General features: G+C 62.1%; 17 protein-coding genes. 11 read left to right on the top strand and 6 right to left on the bottom strand.

Annotated elements, in window-relative coordinates; all coding sequences use genetic code 11:
• Nucleotides 1–78: 78 nt before the first annotated feature.
• Nucleotides 79–246, top strand: a complete 168-nt coding sequence (locus NO934_RS00430; protein WP_309161524.1) for a hypothetical protein — start codon at nucleotides 79–81, stop codon at nucleotides 244–246.
• Here NO934_RS00430 and NO934_RS00425 read toward each other — a convergent pair.
• The 4 genes from NO934_RS00425 to NO934_RS00410 all read right to left on the bottom strand — a co-directional run bounded on the left by NO934_RS00425 (nucleotide 243) and on the right by NO934_RS00410 (nucleotide 4,780).
• A complete protein-coding gene (locus tag NO934_RS00425; protein ID WP_309161523.1) occupies nucleotides 243–1,511 on the bottom strand; it encodes an O-antigen ligase family protein in 1,269 nt (422 codons plus the stop codon). The genes NO934_RS00430 and NO934_RS00425 overlap by 4 nt on opposite strands.
• Nucleotides 1,508–3,022 carry an undecaprenyl-phosphate glucose phosphotransferase gene (locus NO934_RS00420; RefSeq protein ID WP_309161522.1) on the bottom strand — a complete coding sequence of 505 codons (1,515 nt, stop codon included), beginning with the start codon at nucleotides 3,020–3,022 and terminating at the stop codon, nucleotides 1,508–1,510. The genes NO934_RS00425 and NO934_RS00420 overlap by 4 nt, the downstream gene beginning before the upstream one ends.
• 83 nt (nucleotides 3,023–3,105) lie before the next feature.
• Complete coding sequence (locus NO934_RS00415; protein WP_309161521.1) at nucleotides 3,106–4,224, bottom strand: glycosyltransferase family 4 protein; 1,119 nt, start codon at nucleotides 4,222–4,224, stop codon at nucleotides 3,106–3,108.
• A gap of 1 nt (nucleotide 4,225) precedes the next feature.
• On the bottom strand, nucleotides 4,226–4,780 hold the full coding sequence (locus tag NO934_RS00410; RefSeq protein ID WP_309161520.1) for a polysaccharide biosynthesis/export family protein: 555 nt from the start codon (nucleotides 4,778–4,780) through the stop codon (nucleotides 4,226–4,228).
• 140 nt (nucleotides 4,781–4,920) lie between these two features.
• On the opposite strand from NO934_RS00410, the gene NO934_RS00405 reads away from it, so the two are divergent.
• Both NO934_RS00405 and NO934_RS00400 read left to right on the top strand, forming a co-directional pair.
• On the top strand, nucleotides 4,921–6,912 hold the full coding sequence (locus NO934_RS00405) for a GumC family protein (protein WP_309161519.1): 1,992 nt from the start codon (nucleotides 4,921–4,923) through the stop codon (nucleotides 6,910–6,912).
• A gap of 3 nt (nucleotides 6,913–6,915) precedes the next feature.
• Nucleotides 6,916–7,962, top strand: coding sequence for a polysaccharide deacetylase family protein (locus tag NO934_RS00400; RefSeq protein WP_309161518.1), 1,047 nt, complete (start codon nucleotides 6,916–6,918; stop codon nucleotides 7,960–7,962).
• Here the strand turns inward: NO934_RS00400 and NO934_RS00395 are convergent.
• On the bottom strand, nucleotides 7,959–8,162 hold the full coding sequence (locus NO934_RS00395; RefSeq protein WP_309161517.1) for a DUF2842 domain-containing protein: 204 nt from the start codon (nucleotides 8,160–8,162) through the stop codon (nucleotides 7,959–7,961). The genes NO934_RS00400 and NO934_RS00395 overlap by 4 nt on opposite strands.
• Before the next feature lie 93 nt (nucleotides 8,163–8,255).
• Here NO934_RS00395 and NO934_RS00390 point away from each other — a divergent pair, with 93 nt between their 5' ends.
• The 6 genes from NO934_RS00390 to NO934_RS00365 all read left to right on the top strand — a co-directional run bounded on the left by NO934_RS00390 (nucleotide 8,256) and on the right by NO934_RS00365 (nucleotide 13,270).
• On the top strand, nucleotides 8,256–9,320 hold the full coding sequence (locus NO934_RS00390) for a COX15/CtaA family protein (RefSeq protein WP_309161515.1): 1,065 nt from the start codon (nucleotides 8,256–8,258) through the stop codon (nucleotides 9,318–9,320).
• Nucleotides 9,321–9,495: 175 nt separating this feature from the next.
• A complete protein-coding gene (gene rplM / locus NO934_RS00385) occupies nucleotides 9,496–9,960 on the top strand; it encodes a 50S ribosomal protein L13 (protein WP_309161513.1) in 465 nt (154 codons plus the stop codon).
• 2 nt (nucleotides 9,961–9,962) lie between these two features.
• The gene (gene rpsI, locus NO934_RS00380) at nucleotides 9,963–10,442 is read left to right on the top strand and encodes a 30S ribosomal protein S9 (RefSeq protein ID WP_309161511.1); all 480 of its coding nucleotides are present in this window, start codon (nucleotides 9,963–9,965) and stop codon (nucleotides 10,440–10,442) included.
• Nucleotides 10,443–10,556: 114 nt separating this feature from the next.
• Nucleotides 10,557–11,504, top strand: a complete 948-nt coding sequence (locus NO934_RS00375; RefSeq protein WP_309161510.1) for an ABC transporter ATP-binding protein — start codon at nucleotides 10,557–10,559, stop codon at nucleotides 11,502–11,504.
• Nucleotides 11,501–12,262: an ABC transporter permease gene (locus NO934_RS00370; RefSeq protein ID WP_309161509.1), complete on the top strand. Its 762-nt coding sequence runs from the start codon at nucleotides 11,501–11,503 to the stop codon at nucleotides 12,260–12,262. The genes NO934_RS00375 and NO934_RS00370 overlap by 4 nt, the downstream gene beginning before the upstream one ends.
• 78 nt (nucleotides 12,263–12,340) lie before the next feature.
• On the top strand, nucleotides 12,341–13,270 hold the full coding sequence (locus NO934_RS00365) for a DUF6454 family protein (RefSeq protein ID WP_309161508.1): 930 nt from the start codon (nucleotides 12,341–12,343) through the stop codon (nucleotides 13,268–13,270).
• A 33-nt stretch (nucleotides 13,271–13,303) separates the two neighbouring features.
• Here the strand turns inward: NO934_RS00365 and NO934_RS00360 are convergent, their stop codons facing one another.
• A complete protein-coding gene (locus NO934_RS00360) occupies nucleotides 13,304–14,590 on the bottom strand; it encodes a glycosyltransferase (protein WP_309161507.1) in 1,287 nt (428 codons plus the stop codon).
• 141 nt (nucleotides 14,591–14,731) lie between these two features.
• Here NO934_RS00360 and argC point away from each other — a divergent pair, with 141 nt between their 5' ends.
• Nucleotides 14,732–15,784 (top strand): N-acetyl-gamma-glutamyl-phosphate reductase, encoded by a 1,053-nt coding sequence (gene argC, locus NO934_RS00355; RefSeq protein ID WP_309161505.1) that lies wholly within the window; start codon nucleotides 14,732–14,734, stop codon nucleotides 15,782–15,784.
• 181 nt (nucleotides 15,785–15,965) lie between these two features.
• Nucleotides 15,966–17,180, top strand: a complete 1,215-nt coding sequence (locus tag NO934_RS00350) for an LL-diaminopimelate aminotransferase (protein ID WP_309161504.1) — start codon at nucleotides 15,966–15,968, stop codon at nucleotides 17,178–17,180.
• The last annotated feature ends 45 nt before the right edge of the window (nucleotides 17,181–17,225 follow it).

The raw sequence follows: 17,225 nt of genomic DNA, 5'->3' as shown, positions 1-17,225 counted from the left end.
GTTTCTATATCTGCCTCTCGCGGAACCCAGTGCCCCTGCCGGCCGTTTACCGGCCATTGCAACGGGGGATTTTGTTCCATGCCTATCCTATTGATCATATTGCTCGCCATCCTCATCGCCACCGTCGGCTTTTGGGATGCGCTCGGCGCGGTTCTCGGCGCCGTAGCTTTGTTCGTGCTGTTCTGGATTCTGGTCGCGGTCACCGTCGTCATCGCGGCCATCTGGGCGCTCCGGAAGGTCTTCTAGGGCAGGAGCCGCCGGGTGGAGGACGGCGCGCCGTAAGCGGCGCAAATGCCCCAGACCAGGCCCGTCACCAGAAACCAGTGCCGCCAATGATCGGTATCGATGATGCCAGAGAGCATGATCATCGGGACGAAAGTGGCAAAGACCGGAATGAGCAGCGTTCTGTGCGGGGAGGGGCGCAGCAGCGTTTTGCCGCCGACCAGCAGCGTCCAGCCCACGAGCACGTAATAGGCCAACCCGCCACCCCAGCCATAGGTGAGCAGCACATTGGCGTAGGTGTTATGAGGCTGTTCGCTGATGCGCAGATAGCCATATTCGAGCGGGCCGATTCCCCAGGGATTGTTGAGGGCGAGATCGAGCGTGTACCAGATGCGCCCGAAGCGCCCCAACTCGCCCGTATCGTAGCTCTGGGTCAGCGTGAACCGATGCGTGAACAGCTCCGCCACGACCGGGATGGACAGCAGCACCGCCATGGCTGCCGCCAGAACCATGACGCCTCCGATGGCGACCAGAAGCAGCCGGACCTTCTCGCGCGCGGTGGCTTCGAGAAAGAACACCATGGCAAAGACCAGCAGCGAGGAGGCGGCGAGGTGCCCCCAGGCCCCGCGCGAGAAACTCACGAAAACGCCGACGAAAATGACGAGGTAAGCCAGCCCGGCCCATAGGGCCGTCCGCCCGGTGCCCAAAAGCGTGCGCTGCAATACGATCGCCGCCGGGAGGATGAGGAAGGGGCCGTAAACGTTGGGATCGTTGAAGAAGGCCTTGGCGCGTCCGAAGCGCAGGAACACATCCTCGCCGGGCAGGATGCCGACATAGGCCAGCACCCCGACCACCGATGTGATCAGCGCTATGGCGATATAGGCCTTGGCGATCAGCCGCATATGCGCGAAGGGCGATTGCGCGACGAAATTGGCGGCGAAATAGCTGGTGATCAGAAGAAAGATGGTGACGAGGTTGAAAATAAGTCCATCGAGCACCGGCTGGTAGCGCATGAAAAACGTCGAGATCAGCGCAAAGGGCGTAAAGGCCAGGACGATGAACAGCAGGGGCAGGGTATCGCGGTGGAGCTTGAGCCCGCCCATCAGCGCCACGGCGAAGGCGATGATGAACATCACCTCATAGGGTGAGGGCTCGAAGATCACGAACCCGCCCGAGAAGATCCACAAGGCGACGATCAGGCCCAACGCCTTGCGCGCCGTCTCGCCTGCCCATGCCTGGCCCAGTGGCCGGCGGTCCAGCCCTAGCTGGCCGGGCAGCGCCGCCGTCAAAACGCGTTCTCGCTCTTGGTGAACAGCGAGACAGGGGTCATGACGAGGATATAGAGGTCGAGCAGGATCGACCAGTTTTCGATGTAGTAGAGATCATGGTCCACACGGGCCATGAGCTTTTCGACAGTGTCGGTTTCGCCGCGCCAGCCATTGATCTGCGCCCAGCCGGTGATGCCCGGACGCACCTTGTGCCGGGCGAAATAGCCATCGACGGCATCATGGTACAGCCGGTTGGCGGCTTTGGCTTCGAGCGCATGCGGGCGGGGACCGACAATCGAGAGCTGGCCCTTGAGCACGTTGAAGAGCTGCGGCAACTCGTCGATCGACGTCTTGCGGATGAACCGGCCTACGGGGGTGACGCGCGGGTCGTCGCGGGTCACGAGCTTGGACGCCTTGGCGTCGCCCATATCGGTATACATCGAGCGGAACTTATAGACCTCGATCAGCTCGTTGTTGAACCCGTGGCGCTTCTGGCGGAACAGGACCGGGCCCTTGCTCGTGGCCTTTACGGCGATGGCGGTCGCCAGCATCACGGGGGAGAGGAGGACGATCGCGGTTGTGGCGACGAGCTTGTCGAAAATCCATTTAAAGACCAGGTTCCAGTCGGAAATCGGCCGGTCGGCGATGTCGAAGACGGGCAGGTCACCGATATAGGAATAGGTTTTGTCGGTGAAACGCAGCTTGCTCATATGGGCGCTGAGCCGGATATCCACCGGCAGCACCCAGAGCTGCTTGAGCATTTCGAGAACGCGCGTTTCCGCCGAAAGCGGCATGGAAACGATGACCAGTTCGATATGGGCGCGGCGGGCGAATTCGACGAGATCGGCGACGCGGCCCAGCTTCGTGAGGCCAGCCACGTTGCGCGGAGAGCGTTCGTCGTCGCGGTCGTCGAAAAGGCCGATCAGCTCGATGTCGCTGGCCGCGGCCTGCCGGATCGCCGCGACGAGCGTTTCAACGACCGGCCCGCCGCCAACGATCACCGTGCGTCGCCGCAGGCGCCCCTTTGCGGACCAATCGAGAACCACTGATCGCAGTGTCAGCCGGAAGGCGACGAGCAACAGCGCGCCGGATGCGAGCCAGCTTCCGAGCCACACGCGCGAGACCAGTTCGCCCGCCTTGAAGATGAAGAGACCGGCCACCACGAGCAGGAACACGCTGGCCCAACCGGCCAGAACGTGCAGCACTTGCTTGATGCCGGTCCGGTAGGCGGCGATACGGTGGGTACGGGCGATGTTGAAGGCGACGTTTGCCGCAATGACGATGCCGAGCGAGAGGGGCACATAGATCGCCGCATCGGCCCCACCGAGATAGGCGAAATAGATGCCCAGCCCCAGCACAAGCAACAGCCCGGTTTCGATCAATTGGGCAAAGCCGGTGACCACCTTGTGCGAGAGACCGGGCACGATAGGCGTGCGCGCCAGCGCCTCGGCGTCCGGGCCGAGCTCGCCGGCAGCGGCTTCCGCAGTGGAGATGTGGCCGAGCACCGCTTGCTTGGGGTCGACACGGAACATGGACATGCCTCCCGCTGATCCTTGGGAAATTTGACGGCGCACTATGGAGCGGGAGAAGTGAAGACTCGGTGAAAAGTCCGGTGTCAGCTTGAGAGATCGCGATAAAGCGCCTCGATACCGTCGACCATGCGAGACAGCGAGAAACGGGACCGGACGAAGGCACGGCGTTCCTGCGCTTCTGATGCGGCGCCTGAGGGATTCGCAAGAAAGGCCGTCATGGCTTGCCGCAAGGCATCGGCGCTGTCCGCGGCAATCAGCCGGCCGGAGGTGGGGCCGAAAATCTCGGCGATGCCGCCAACATTGGTGGCGATGACCGGCCGGCCGGCGGCTGCCGCTTCCATCACGATATAGGGGAGGGACTCCGCCCGCGACGGAACGAGGACGCATCGGCCGCGCGTGAACATTGTCCGTGCAGGCTGCACCCCGGCGAGCGTCACCCGCTGCTCCAGGCCGAGCGAGCCGATTTTGGCGCGCAGCATCTCGGCATCGGGCCCATCCCCGGCCATGATGATGGTTGCCGGAGTGCCGTCGGGACGCTTGAGGGGTGCCAACGCATCTACGATGAGATCGATTCCCTTGAGCAGCCGCAACTCGCCCACGAACACGAAATCGGCGGCATCGGGTGCAGGTTCGATGGTTTCGAACTCGGCGTCGGCCAGCCCGTTATGGATGACCTCCTGCCGGCAGCGGGGGCGGGCGACATGGCTGGCGAATATGCGTTGCGCGTAGGCGCTTTCGAAGATCAGCGCGTCGGTTGCCCCAAGCAGCGCGCGCTCGATCGCCATGAAGGTGCCGCCCGAAAGCGTGTGCGGGTCGAAATGTAGTGCGCCACCATGGGGGGTGTAGACGGTAGCGGGGCGCCGTCCGCCAATCCGCGCGAGGCGGGCGCCGAATCCACCCTTTGCCCCGTGGCCATGAAGGATATCGACATCGAGCGAGCGGGCGAGCGATCTGATTTTCAGTGGCGTCGTGAAATCGTGCGCGCCCAAAAGACGCGGAATGGGAAAGCGATGGATGCCCAGCGCGGCAACGGGCTCGAGTGCGGCGAGCTTGGCGTCGGTCTGTCCATCACCTGCTTCGCTGTCGGCAAACAGGCCCACCATGTGCCCGCGTTCCGCCAGCGCGCGCGTAAGGTCGGCGACGTGCCGGAACAGCCCGCCCACCGGCGAGCGCATGACCTGGAGGATACGCAGGGATTTCACGTCACAGCCAACGTTCGGAGATCACAATGGTGTCCCCGGGCTGAATTGGGAAATCGAGTTCGACATTGCCCTTGACCATCTCATCGTTCTGCCGGCGATAGATCGTCGCCGTACCCCGGCTGGCCGTATCGGAAAACCCGCCGGCGGCGCTGATCGCGGCCCGTACGGTCATGCCGTAGACGTAAGGGTATTGCCCGGAAGACCCGACGGCGCCCTGAATGAAAAAAGGACGATATTCGGCAACTTCCACGGCGACATTGGGGTTGCGCATGAACCCCGCCGCGAGCGCCGAGGCGACGCGCTGGGACAGGGCGGTCGTCGTTATGCCGCGCGCCGGCACGGCGCCGACCAGCGGCATGGCGATGGCCCCGGAATCATCGACGCGGTAGGTGTTGGTGAGGCTGGGGTCGCCATAAACGCTGACCCGCAGCACATCGCCGCTGTCCAAGAGATAGGGCCCGGTCTGCTCCACGAGATAGGTGGCCGGCGCGCCGCTATGCGCACAGCCCGCCAGCAACAGTGGCAACAGAATCAGTGAAATGCGCAGCCGACGCATGCAAGTGCCCCCGAGCCATCCTGGCGTTAGCTCTCCCATGTCATGGTTAATAACCTCTTATCGCCACCTCTCCGGACGCAATCCTTAACCGAATGCTTACCACGTGGGGGTGATAAGCCGACGAAGCTGGGGGACGACATATGAGCGATTCTGCACCCACCATGGCGCAGCCGGAAGCGAGCATCGACGCGAGCGTGATCCTGCGTGCCCTGTTGGGCAAGTTGGTACGGATCGGATTTGTCACCATCCTGCTGCTGGCGGTGGCCTATGCCATCCTGCTTTTCGTGCCGCGGCTATACGAATCGCGCGCCGAGCTGCTGGTCGAGCCGCGCAGTACCGTTTTCACCAGCGCTGCCAGCAATCAGAACGCTGAATCCTATTTCATCGATGCCGCCGCCGTTTCGAGCCAGATCGAGCTGATCAAGTCTCGCGATACGATTCTTGCCACGATCGAGGCGATCGATCTGAGGCAGGAGCCGGCCTTTGAAGGGTGGAGCGATGAAGATATCATCGGTGAGATCAGCGACAACCTCATCGTCACCCAGGAGCGCTCGTCGCGGTTGATCTCCGTGGCCTACCGCGCCACCGATCCCGAGCTTGCGGCGCGGATCGCCAACGGGCTGGCGCGCATTCATGTGCAGCGCCGCGCTGGCCAGCAGATCGCCGATACCATCGAGGCGACCGGCTGGCTTGAGGACGAAATCAACCGTCTGCGCCAGAACGTGGCCGAGGCCGAGCGCGCCATCGCCGATTTCCGCGTCGAAAACGACCTGTTCACCGGTTCCAACAATGAGAGCCTGACCAACCAGCAGCTCTCGAACTTCGCCACCCAGATCGCCGCTGCCGCCGAGCGGCGCAGCGCTGCGCAGTCTCGCGCCCAGCTCATCCGCAGCCTGCTCGAATCCGGGCAGCCGGTGGTCGGAGTTTCGGACGTCCAGGCCTCCGCCGTCGTGCAGCAATTGAGCCAGGAACTGGCCCGGCTGCAAGGGGAAAGGGCACAGCAATCGGCAACCCTGCTGCCCAACCACCCCACGATCCGCGCGCTCGATGCGCAGATTGCCGCGATCAACGAACAGATTTCCAATGAAGGGCAGCGGGTGGCGCAGGCTCTTGAAGCGCAGGCGCAGATCGAAGCCGATCTCGAGCAATCCCTGCAAGCAGAACTCGACAGGATTAAAGTGACCGCCGGATCCGACACCGTCGAGGGCGTGACGCTGGCCGAACTCGAACGCGAGGCCGCCGCCGAACGCGATCTGCTCAATGCCTATCTCCTGCGCTTCACCGAAGCGACGGCACGGTCCGATATCGGTTCGTCGCTGCCCGACGTCCGGTTCGTCAGCGAGGCGGCGCCATCGAGCTCGCCGGCATCGCCGCAAACCACGCTCATCCTCATGGCGGTGGGTATCGCCTCGATCCTCCTGCAGGTGGGCGGCGTCATCTTCTCCGAACTGCTGTCAGGTCGGGCCCTTGTCGAACACGGGCCCTCATCCGAGCCGCCGCTGGAGAAGGGCTCCGACAACGGACTGATTGCCGCCAATTCCGACAGCTCGTCCGAGCCTCTGGCCATAACCGGAATTCATGCGCCGCTCGGTGCGCTGGAAACCGAGATTCAAGCTCAAGCCGCCCGGGCGCTGGCCGGCCTTGACCGGCTGATCGTTATTGCCTCCGACAACGGGTGGGACGAGAGCATGAATTTCGCCGAGCGCCTCACCGCTGCGATCGTCGGTAACGGGCAGAGCGTCGCTGAAATTGACGCGGCCAGCGGTCAGCAGGGGATCGAGCTGGGCCTCACCGATCTGTGCGCGGGAGACGCCGATTTCGGTGAAGTGGTTCATCGCGGCATCGAGGAGCGCTTCGGTTTCGTGCCCTGGGGCCAGGGTGAACGCCTCAGCCCCAATCCGGACCGCATCCTCACGCTCATCGACGCGCTTGCCGATATCTATGAGGTCGTGATCGTGGTGACGGGCGGGGTCGGCATGGGATCGAACCTCCCGCTTTTTGCGGACGCGGGCGCCAAGTGCCTGCTGCTCGCTCACGATGAAACTGGCGAGACGCGCCGCGAGGTCGCCATGCTGGGGTTTGACGAATTGCGCGTGATCCCGACGCACGAACGCCAGTCCGAAGTCGCCTGAGCGATGCCGCGCTACGGTCTTTACAGGGCGGCGTTCGAAGCTTTCGCGCTGCCCGGGCTCATGCCTGCGCTACGGCGCTTTTCGAAGGCGCGTGGCGTCATCTTCACGCTGCATCGCGTCCTTCCCGAACCCCCCGCCGCCTTTGCGCCCAATGGCATCCTCCAGGTCACCCCGCAATTTCTCGAAGCGGTGATCGTGCGTGCGCGCAAGGCAGGCTTCGAGATCGTCGATCTCGATGAGGCCGTCAGGCGGCTGGGATCGCCGGAAGCCAAACCCTTCGTCGTCCTCACATTCGATGATGGCTATCGCGACAATCTCATCCATGCCCTGCCGGTGCTGAAAAAGCATCAGGCGCCGTCTACGCTCTATGTCCCGACGGCGCTGATCGACGGTGTCGGCGTCGTCTGGTGGCAGGCGCTTGAAGACGTGATCGCGGCAAATGACGTCGTCGTGGTCGACCTGCCCGAAGGCCCCCACTATGGCGATGCGGCAACGCTGGAGCAAAAGCGCGCGACCTTTGCCTATGTCTATGAACGCTACCGCAAGATGCCCGAACCTGACCGTGAAGCCTCGGTGCAGGCGCTGGCGGAGCGCTATGGTTTAGACCTGGCGCGTCATTGCCGGGAACTCATCATGGATTGGACCGAGCTCAAAACCTTCGCCGATGATCCGCTCTGCACCCTAGGCGCCCATACCGTGCACCATTTCGAGCTGTCGAAATTGCCCGAAGCGCAGATGCGGGCGGAGATCGAGCAATCGGCCAAAGTCCTGGCCGCCCAATTCGGTAAGCAGCCGAGGCATCTTTCATATCCGATCGGCGGAGTGGCAGCGGCGGGGCCGCGGGAATTCGCTGCCGCCCGCGAACTGGGATTTGCAACCGCCGTCACCACCCGCCCGGGCGGGCTATACGGTGAGCATGCGGCACATCTCACCGCGCTGCCGCGCATCTCCCTCAACGGTCTGTTTCAGGAAAAGCGGTTCATCGACGTTCTGCTGACCGCCGAGGTCTTCACCCTCATGCGGCGCGGGCGACGGCTCGACGTCAGCTAGTCTGGCTTGAGCATCCAGCGGATGACAACCATGGCGGGAAACACCCAGCCGAGGCCGAACAGGACGAAAAAGGCGAGGTGCACGAGATTGTGTGCACCCAACAGCCAGGTTTCATAGATCCACATTCCCAGAGCCGCCCACACGATGAGGGTGAGCAGGGTAAGCACGATGCCGACGGCCTTGCGTTGGCGCTGGGTCATGATGGCCTCCGAACTGCGGCGAATGTGGTCATTGCCATTTGTGCGCCACCCCATTAGCAGTTCGGTCAAGTTTGACAACTCCGGTACAATTTCGTGTCTGCCATCGCCTCATCCGGCTCAATGCCGCTCGATCACGCCCGCCTCAAGCCCGTTCGCATCTGGCTCTATTGCCTTGCGGCTTTCGTGCTGGTGATGGTGCTGGTCGGCGGGGCGACGCGTTTGACCGAGTCGGGGCTTTCGATCACGAGCTGGAAGCCGATCTCGGGCATCATCCCGCCCTTGTCCGATGCGGACTGGCAGGCCGAGTTCGAGGCCTATCAGCAGATCCCGCAATACGAAGAAAACTTCGCCGGCTGGATGGGCGTGGACGAATTCAAGCTCATCTTCTGGTGGGAATGGATTCACCGCTTCCTGGGCCGCATGCTCGGCTTTGCCTTCGCCATTCCCTTCGTGATCTTCGTTGCCCAGCGCCGCATTCCGAAATCCATGATCTGGCCGCTGGCCGGGCTGTTCGTGCTGGGCGGCTTTCAGGGCTTTCTGGGCTGGTGGATGGTCTCGTCGGGCCTTTCGGAACTAACGTCCGTATCCCAGTATCGTCTCGCTACCCATTTGTGCGCCGCGTGCCTCTTGATGCTCGCGCTGATCTGGGTGGCACGTTCGCTCGAGCCTCCCGCGGTCGGGAACAAGCCCGATCGTGGCTGGGTAGCGGCGACATGGGTGCTCCTGGGACTTCTGTTCATTCAGGTCGGGGCAGGGGGGCTTGTCGCGGGCCTGGATGCGGGCCGGGTCTACAATACCTGGCCGCTGATGAATGGCGCTTTGATTCCCGAGGGGCTGTTCGCCATCGATCCGGCCTGGCGAAGCGCCTTCGAGCATGTTCTGACGGTTCAGTTCAATCACCGCATGCTTGCCTATTTCATCACCTTCTATGTTGCCATGATGTGGTTCTTCGGCCGTGCCAATCCGGGATATGAAGGCGTTCACATCTGGATGCCTGCGATCGGCATGACGGTTCTGCTACAGGTTTTCCTCGGCGTCGTGACCATCCTTTCGGTGGTCAATCTGCCCGTGGCACTGGGGCATCAGGTCGTCGCCTTCCTGCTCATCGGAATCGTGATGGCCTATCTTGCTGATATGCATAGGCTTTCTGTGCGGTAAAATAATACCGCGACGACAAGTCGTTGTTTATAAACGAAAAATAGATTGCGCTTGACGGCTGTTGCCGCCACCTGTATGACGCGCTTCGAAATGGCCGCCTGCAAGGGCGGTTGAGAACCGGCCGCCGGATTTCGGCGGCCTTTCTCGCAAGAGATATCCAATAAGGAACCCGACAATGAAAACCTACTCGGCCAAGGCTGGCGAGATCGAGAAGAAGTGGGTTTTGATCGACGCGGAAGGTCTCGTCGTTGGCCGTCTGGCCGCGATCATCGCGACCCGTCTGCGCGGCAAGCACCTGCCGACCTTCACCCCTAACCAGGACATGGGCGACAACGTCATCGTCATCAATGCCGACAAGGTGAAGTTCACCGGCAAGAAGCTCGATGACAAGCGCTTCTACTGGCACACCGGCTATCCCGGCGGCATCAAAGACCGCACCATGCGCGAACTGCTCGAGGGGCGCTTTCCCGAGCGCGTCGTCGAGAATGCCGTGCGCCGCATGATGCCCGGTGGTCCGCTGACCCGTGCCCAGCTCAAGAACCTGCGCGTTTACGCCGGCACCGAGCATCCCCATACCGCCCAGCAGCCCGAAACCCTCGATGTTGCCGCGCTCAACACCAAGAATGTGAGGGTGAAGTAATCATGTCCGAGACCATCAATTCCCTCGAAGACCTGGGCACCGCAACCGGTACTGCCGTCAATGACGCGCCGGTCTACACCCAGCAGGTCGACGCTCAGGGCCGCGCCTATGCCACCGGCAAGCGCAAGGACGCCGTTGCCCGCGTGTGGGTCAAGCCTGGTTCGGGCAAGATCACCGTCAATGGCAAGGAGTTCACGGACTACTTCGCGCGCCCGGTTCTCCAGATGATCCTGCAGCAGCCGATCGTGGCCGCTGAGCGCGTCGACCAGTTCGATATCGTCGCGACCGTTGCCGGCGGCGGCCTTTCCGGCCAGGCCGGTGCCATCCGTCACGGTATCTCGCTGGCGTTGACCCGCTACGAGCCGGCCCTGCGCGCGGTACTCAAGCCCGGTGGGTTCCTCACCCGCGACAGCCGTGTGGTCGAGCGTAAGAAGTACGGCCGGGCCAAGGCTCGCCGCTCTTTCCAGTTCTCCAAGCGCTAAGGCGTTTCGGACCGCTTTTCGAGAAAGCCCGCTTCGGCGGGCTTTTTTGTTTCCAAGGGGTAGTCTTTGCGAAATCGCTCCCTACATTGACGGCTCTAGCCGGAGGGCGATTCCATGAACATGCAATCTGTGACTGCCAAGCCGGCCGTCGCGATTTCAGGTCTCAACAAGACCTATGACACGGGCTTTACCGCCCTCAAGGACGTCAATCTCGACATCAAATCAGGCGAAATCTTCGCACTGCTCGGTCCGAATGGCGCTGGCAAGACCACGCTGATCGGCACGATCTGCGGCCTTGTGCGGCCGACATCGGGTCAGATCCTCGTTGGCGGCCATGACGTGGTGACCGAATTCCGCAAGACCCGCGCCATGATCGGTCTCGTGCCCCAGGAGTTGACGGGCGACCGCTTCGAAACCGTCTGGGCGACGGTCAGCTTCACGCGCGGCCTGTTCGGCAAGCCGCGCAACGACGCGGTGATCGAAAAGATCCTTCGCGATCTTTCGCTCTGGGAAAAACGCAACGACAAGCTCATTACCCTATCGGGCGGCATGAAGCGCCGGGTGCTGATCGCCAAGGCGCTCAGCCACGAGCCCAAGGTGCTGTTCCTCGACGAGCCCACCGCCGGCGTCGACGTGGAACTGCGCCGCGACATGTGGAACGTGGTTCGCGATCTGCGCGAAAAAGGCGTGACCATAATCCTGACCACCCACTACATCGAAGAAGCCGAGGAGATGGCCGACCGCATCGGCGTGATCTCCAAGGGCGAGATCATCCTGGTGGAGGAAAAGTCCGAGCTCATGGCCAAACTTGGCAAGAAGGATCTTTCGATCCAGCTCCAGGAGCCGCTTGAAACCCTTCCTGCCGCATTGGCCGGGACCGGGCTAACCCTGGCTGAAAACGGCGAAGAGCTGATCTACAGCTATGACAGCCAGGCCGACCGCACCGGCATTGCCAGCCTGATTGCCGCCGTCAATGAGCAGGGGATCAGGATCAAGGACCTTTCGACCCGTCAGTCCTCGCTCGAGGATATCTTTATCGGCCTTCTGAGGGACCGGACATGAACTACTACGCGATCAAGGCCATCTACCATTTCGAAATGGCCCGCTGGTGGCGGACCGTTACCCAGTCGATCATTTCGCCGGTGCTCTCGACCTCGCTCTATTTCGTGGTGTTCGGCGCCGCGATCGGCTCGCGCATCGAGTCGGTGGAGGGCGTCTCTTATGCTGCCTTCATCGTGCCGGGACTCATTATGCTGTCGCTGTTGCAGCAATCGCTCTCGAACGCTTCGTTCGGCATCTACTTTCCCAAATTCGCGGGCACCGTTTATGAAATCCTCTCGGCGCCCATCTCGCATGTGGAAACCGTCATCGCCTTCGTGGGTGCCGCGGCGACCAAATCAATCATCCTGGCACTGATCATCCTCGCGACCGCGACCTTATTCGTTGATGTTTCCATCCAGCATCCGGTGTGGATGGTCGTCTTCATGGTGCTGACCGCGGTTACCTTCTCGCTGATTGGCTTCATCATCGGCATCTGGGCCGACGGATTTGAAAAGCTTCAGCTTATTCCGCTGCTGATCGTCACCCCCCTGGCGTTCCTCGGGGGCACTTTCTATTCCATCACCATGCTGCCCGAGGCCTGGCAGACCATCGCGCTGTTCAATCCGGTGGTCTATCTGGTGAGCGGCTTCCGCTGGAGTTTTTATGGGGTAGCCGACGTCAATGTCGGCATCAGCCTGGCCATGACGTTGGTTTTCATGGCGATCGCGCTGGGCATCATCGCTTGGATCTTCCGCACCGGATATCGCCTGCGCGCCTGAGTAGTCGGCGTGTCATATCGAGGGGCTAAGAAGGGGGCGTCACCTAGGTGGCGCCCCCTTTTCCATAGGAGATCTGTTTTGCGGCCGCTCTCGATTGCTCTCACCGCTGCGCTGGCCCTTGCCGCCAGCCCCGCGATTTCCAACGACCTTTCGGACGCGATTAAAGGCCTGACGCGTTCGACCACCTGGACGCTGGTGGATGAAGTGCCTTTGAACTTCAACACCCACCATCCTCAGGGCATGTACCGGATCGGTGACGATTTCATCGTCTCGACCGTCGAAATCATCACCCGCACCCAGCGCTACGATACGCCTCAGGACGGTTATGACCGCGATGCCGGCGAGGGCAGGGGATGGCTCTACCGGTTCAGCGCAGAAGGCGAATTGCTCGACGAGGTCGAACTGGGCGAAGGGGATATCTACCACCCTGGCGGCATCGATTTCGATGGCGAAGCCATCTGGGTGCCGGTGGCCGAATACCGCCCCGACAGCGCTTCGATCGTCTACCGCGTCGACCCCGAAACCTTTGAAGCCGAAGAAGTTTTCCGCTTCCGTGACCATTTGGGTGGCATCGTCCACAACCTTGAATCCGGCAGCCTGCATGCGGTGAGCTGGGGTTCGCGCCGCTTTTATGATTTCGCTCTCGACTCCATCGATCAGGTCGAGATGACCGATGCCGTGCCGCTGGACGAGGCGACGATGAACAGCGCGTTCTATGTGGATTATCAGGACTGCCACTATCTGGCTGGCCGGGAAATGATCTGTTCGGGCGTCAGCTCATTCACGCCCCCCAACGATGCGCCGAGCTTTGGCCTGGGTGGGCTGGAAATCGTCAATCTGGAAGATGGCCGGCCCGTGCATCAGGTGCCGGTCGCATTGTGGAGCTCGGCGGGCCGCCCAATGAGCCAGAACCCGTTCTTCCTCGAAACCACGGAGAGCGGGCTTCGCGCCTATTTCATCCCCGACGACGAAGATTCGGTGATGTTCGTTTATGAGGCAGAACTTTAGAGCTTTCGCCTAGCGCATTGGCGGGCCTGAGCTTCAGGCCCGTTTTCGTTCGCTGCGCGGCTGATAATTGGCCATCACGCGTTCGATGACCTTGATCGCCTTGCCGGCGCCGTCCTCGGCGCGAAGCTGCTCGCCGATCCGTTCGGCGGTGCGGGCGTAGTTTTCATTGGTGTCGAGCTGGGTGAGCGCATCGGCGAGGGCTTCCGCGGTGAGCTTGCGGCGGCGCACCGGCTTGGGGCCGCAGCCCAGTTCGTGCACGCGGCCGCCCCAATAGGGCTGATCGACCATCTGCGGCACGATGAAAGTCGGGCGGCCCAGATGCAGACCGGCGGCCGTGGTGCCGGCGCCCCCGTGATGGACCACGGCCTTGACGTGCTTGAAGAGCTGGTCGTGGGGCGCGCGGTCGATCACGTAGACCCGATCCGAGGGGAGATCGTCGGGCTTGATGCCGCCCCAGCCTCGGCCCACCACAACGCGGCCATTCCACATGGTGAGCGCTTCGCGCAGGATATCGGTGTTGCGGTCGGCGCCGAACGGCATGGACCCGAAGCCCACATAGATGGGCGGCGGACCGTTTTCGAGGAAGGTCTTGAACTCCTCGCTCGGCTGCCAGCCGCTGTTGTCGGGCAGCATCCAGTAGCCGGTGACGATGGAGGTCTTCGGCCAGTCGCGCGGACGCGGGGAAACGATCTCGGAATAGGCGTTGAGGGTCCAGAGCGGGGTGCCGTCGGTATCCTTGAAGAACCCGCCATTCCGGCGCGGACCCAGGTTCATGAGCTCGCGCCTGAGCTTGTTGCGCGGCAGATTGTAGTAGATCTGCTGCACGGTCATCGTCGAATAGGTAAGACGGTTTATGGTCTTGCCGAAGGAGGGGCCGTAATAGATGCAGAGCGGGAATTCGCTCGTCGAATTGAGCGGCTGCAGCGCGGCAACGATGGCCGGGATATCGAGCGCTTCGGCGATGTCGATCGAAAAGCTCGTATTCATATTGAGGATGATGCAGTCGGCGCCCTGGGCCATGTCCCAGGCCGAACGCGCGGCGCGATCGACGATCTTCTGGCCCTGGCGCAGCAGGGAAGGCGCGTTGACCAGCAGGTTCTGGTTCATGGCGCGCTCGAACTGGCTCTGCTTGACGAATTCCTGCATCGAGGGGCCGAGGCTCCAGAACTCGAGGCCATAGCTCGAGATCATCGGCTCGAAATCGTCGGTCGCCCCCAGAACCACCGAATAGCCTTGAGCCTTCATCGCTCTTGCCAGGGCCACGTAAGGCTGAATGTCACCTTGCGTGCCCAGAGTGGCCATCGCAATGCGCTTTGTCATCTTCACCTCGATACCTTGCCGCGGCCCGCGCGCGCCATGGTGCGCCGGAAGGCAACGGGGTCATTTACTTTGCCGCTACAGGGCATTATGAGGACCCCTCGCGTGTTTCATTTACACAATCGCACAACGAGGGCAAGTCAGATGCAGCCGCCCAAGACAGCCGCACTTCTTGGTGCTTCCGGATACACCGGAGCCGATCTGCTGCGACTTGGCGTGCGCCATCCCGGCCTCAAATTCGTGGCGCTGACCGCAAATACCCATGCCGGCAAACCCATGTCCTCGGTTTATCCTCACCTGGCGGGGGCGGGGCTTCCCGACCTTGTCGCCAATGAGGATGTGGATTTTTCCGGCGTCGACGTCGTCTTCTGCGGGCTCCCCCACGGGGCGAGCCAGAAGCTTGTGGCCGACATTGCCGAGCGCAACCCGTCCTTGCGTGTCATCGATATGGGAGCGGACTTCCGCTTTCGCAATGCCGCCGATTACGGACCGGTCTATGGTGCCGACCATGTCGCGCCGCAATTGCAGGAACAGGCGGCCTATGGGCTGACCGAGCACAATCGCGACGCGATCCGCGATGCCCGGATCATCGCCTGCCCCGGCTGCTATCCCACGGCGACGCTGTTGGCGCTCCTGCCGCTGGTCAAGGCCGGCGCGATCTCGACCGACGATTTGATCATCGACGCCAAGTCCGGCGTTTCCGGGGCAGGGCGGGCGCCCAAGCAGAACACGCTTATGGCCGAGGCCGGCGAGAGCGTGACGCCTTACGGCGTCGGCGTTCACCGCCACGCGCCGGAAATCGAGCAGGAGATCGGGCTCGTCGCCGGCAAGAAGGTGGCCGTCAACTTCACCCCGCATCTGATTCCCATGAGCCGTGGCGAACTGGTCACCGCCCATGTGAAGCTCGACAGATGCAGGAACGCCGATGAAGTGCGGCAGGTGCTGCGCGATGCCTATGCCGACGAGCAGTTCATCCGCATCGGCGAAAAGGGTGAAACGCCTTCGACCGGGCATGTACGCGGCTCGAACTATTGCGTCATCAACGTCTTCGACGATCGTATCCCGGGGCGCGTGATCGTGATCGCGGCCATCGACAATCTCGTCAAGGGCAGCGCGGGGCAGGCGATCCAGAACTTCAACGTGGCCTTCGGCTTTCCCGAGGCAACCGCTATCGAGGCTCTGCCGCTGTTCCCTTGAGCAGCGACAGGGCCGGTAAAGACCACGGCGAGCGGCCGGTCTTTTCATTTCGAAGCGGACGCCCCGTTCACACTTTAGACACCATGATATCGGGATAATCATTTCCCCGTGCGCCGCGCCCAAGATGCGCCCGAGCGCCGGGCTAACTGGGATCGTTGAGCGATCCCTTGACGAGGCTGACATGACTGAAGAATTCCACCGCATACGCCGCTTGCCACCTTATGTGTTCGAGCACATCAATCCCATCAAGGCCAAGGCACGCGCAGAGGGCGTGGATATCATCGATCTGGGAATGGGCAATCCGGACCTGCCGACCCCCCAGCACATCGTTGATAAGCTTAAGGAAACCGTCAAGGATCCGCGCACGCACCGCTATTCCACTTCCCGCGGAATCCCCGGTCTGCGCAAGGCTCAGGCCTCCTACTACGGCCGGCGATTCGGGGTGAAGCTCGATCCCAACACCCAGGTTGTGGCCACTTTGGGCTCCAAGGAGGGGTTCGCCAACATGGCGCAGGCGATCACGGCGCCGGGCGACGTGGTGCTGGTGCCCAATCCGACCTATCCCATTCATTCCTTTGGCTTTATCATGAGCGGCGGTGTGGTCCGCTCGATGCCGGCAGACCCCAATGAGGATTTCCTGCGCTCGCTGGACCGCGCGGTGCGCCATTCGATCCCCAAGCCGATTGCGCTGATCCTCAATTATCCCGCAAATCCAACCGCTTACGTCGCCTCGCTCGATTTCTACCGCGAGGTCGTCGACTATTGCCGTAGGAATGAAATCTTCATCCTCTCGGACCTTGCCTATTCCGAGATCTATTTCGACGACGAACCGCCCCATTCGGTGCTGGAAATTCCGGGTGCGATGGATGTGGCGGTCGAGTTCACGTCGATGTCCAAAACCTTCTCCATGCCCGGCTGGCGCATGGGATTTGCCGTGGGAAATGAACGGCTTATCGCCGCTCTGGCGCGGGTCAAATCCTATCTCGACTATGGCGCGTTCACGCCGATCCAGGTGGCCGCGGCTGCCGCGCTCAACGGCGATGATTCCTGCATCGAGGAGGTTCGCGCGATCTACAAGCACCGCCGCGACGTTATGGTGGAAAGCTTCGGCCGGGCGGGGTGGCACATTCCGGTTCCTGCCGCGACGATGTTTGCCTGGGCGCCGATCCCCGACCAGTTCGCGGACCTGGGAAGCCTTGAATTTGCTAAGCTTTTGATCAGGGAGACCGGCGTTGCCGTGGCGCCTGGTGTGGGCTTTGGCGAATATGGCGACCAGTATGTGCGCCTTGCATTCGTTGAAAACGAGCAGCGCATCCGCCAGGCGGCGCGGGCCATCAAGAAGTTTCTTGGCGGCACGGCGACCGGCGGCAATGTGGTGAAGCTGGCGCAATCATAGGATTTGCGCCGGTTCGGCCCGCATATTGTCGATATATGGGTTGAG

It is taken from the genome of Pelagibacterium sp. H642, from assembly GCF_031202855.1.
In the GTDB taxonomy this organism is placed as follows: Bacteria; Pseudomonadota; Alphaproteobacteria; order Rhizobiales; family Devosiaceae; genus Pelagibacterium.
Note: the sequence above shows the minus strand (reverse complement) of the source record. Positions and strands in the feature narration are given on the sequence as shown.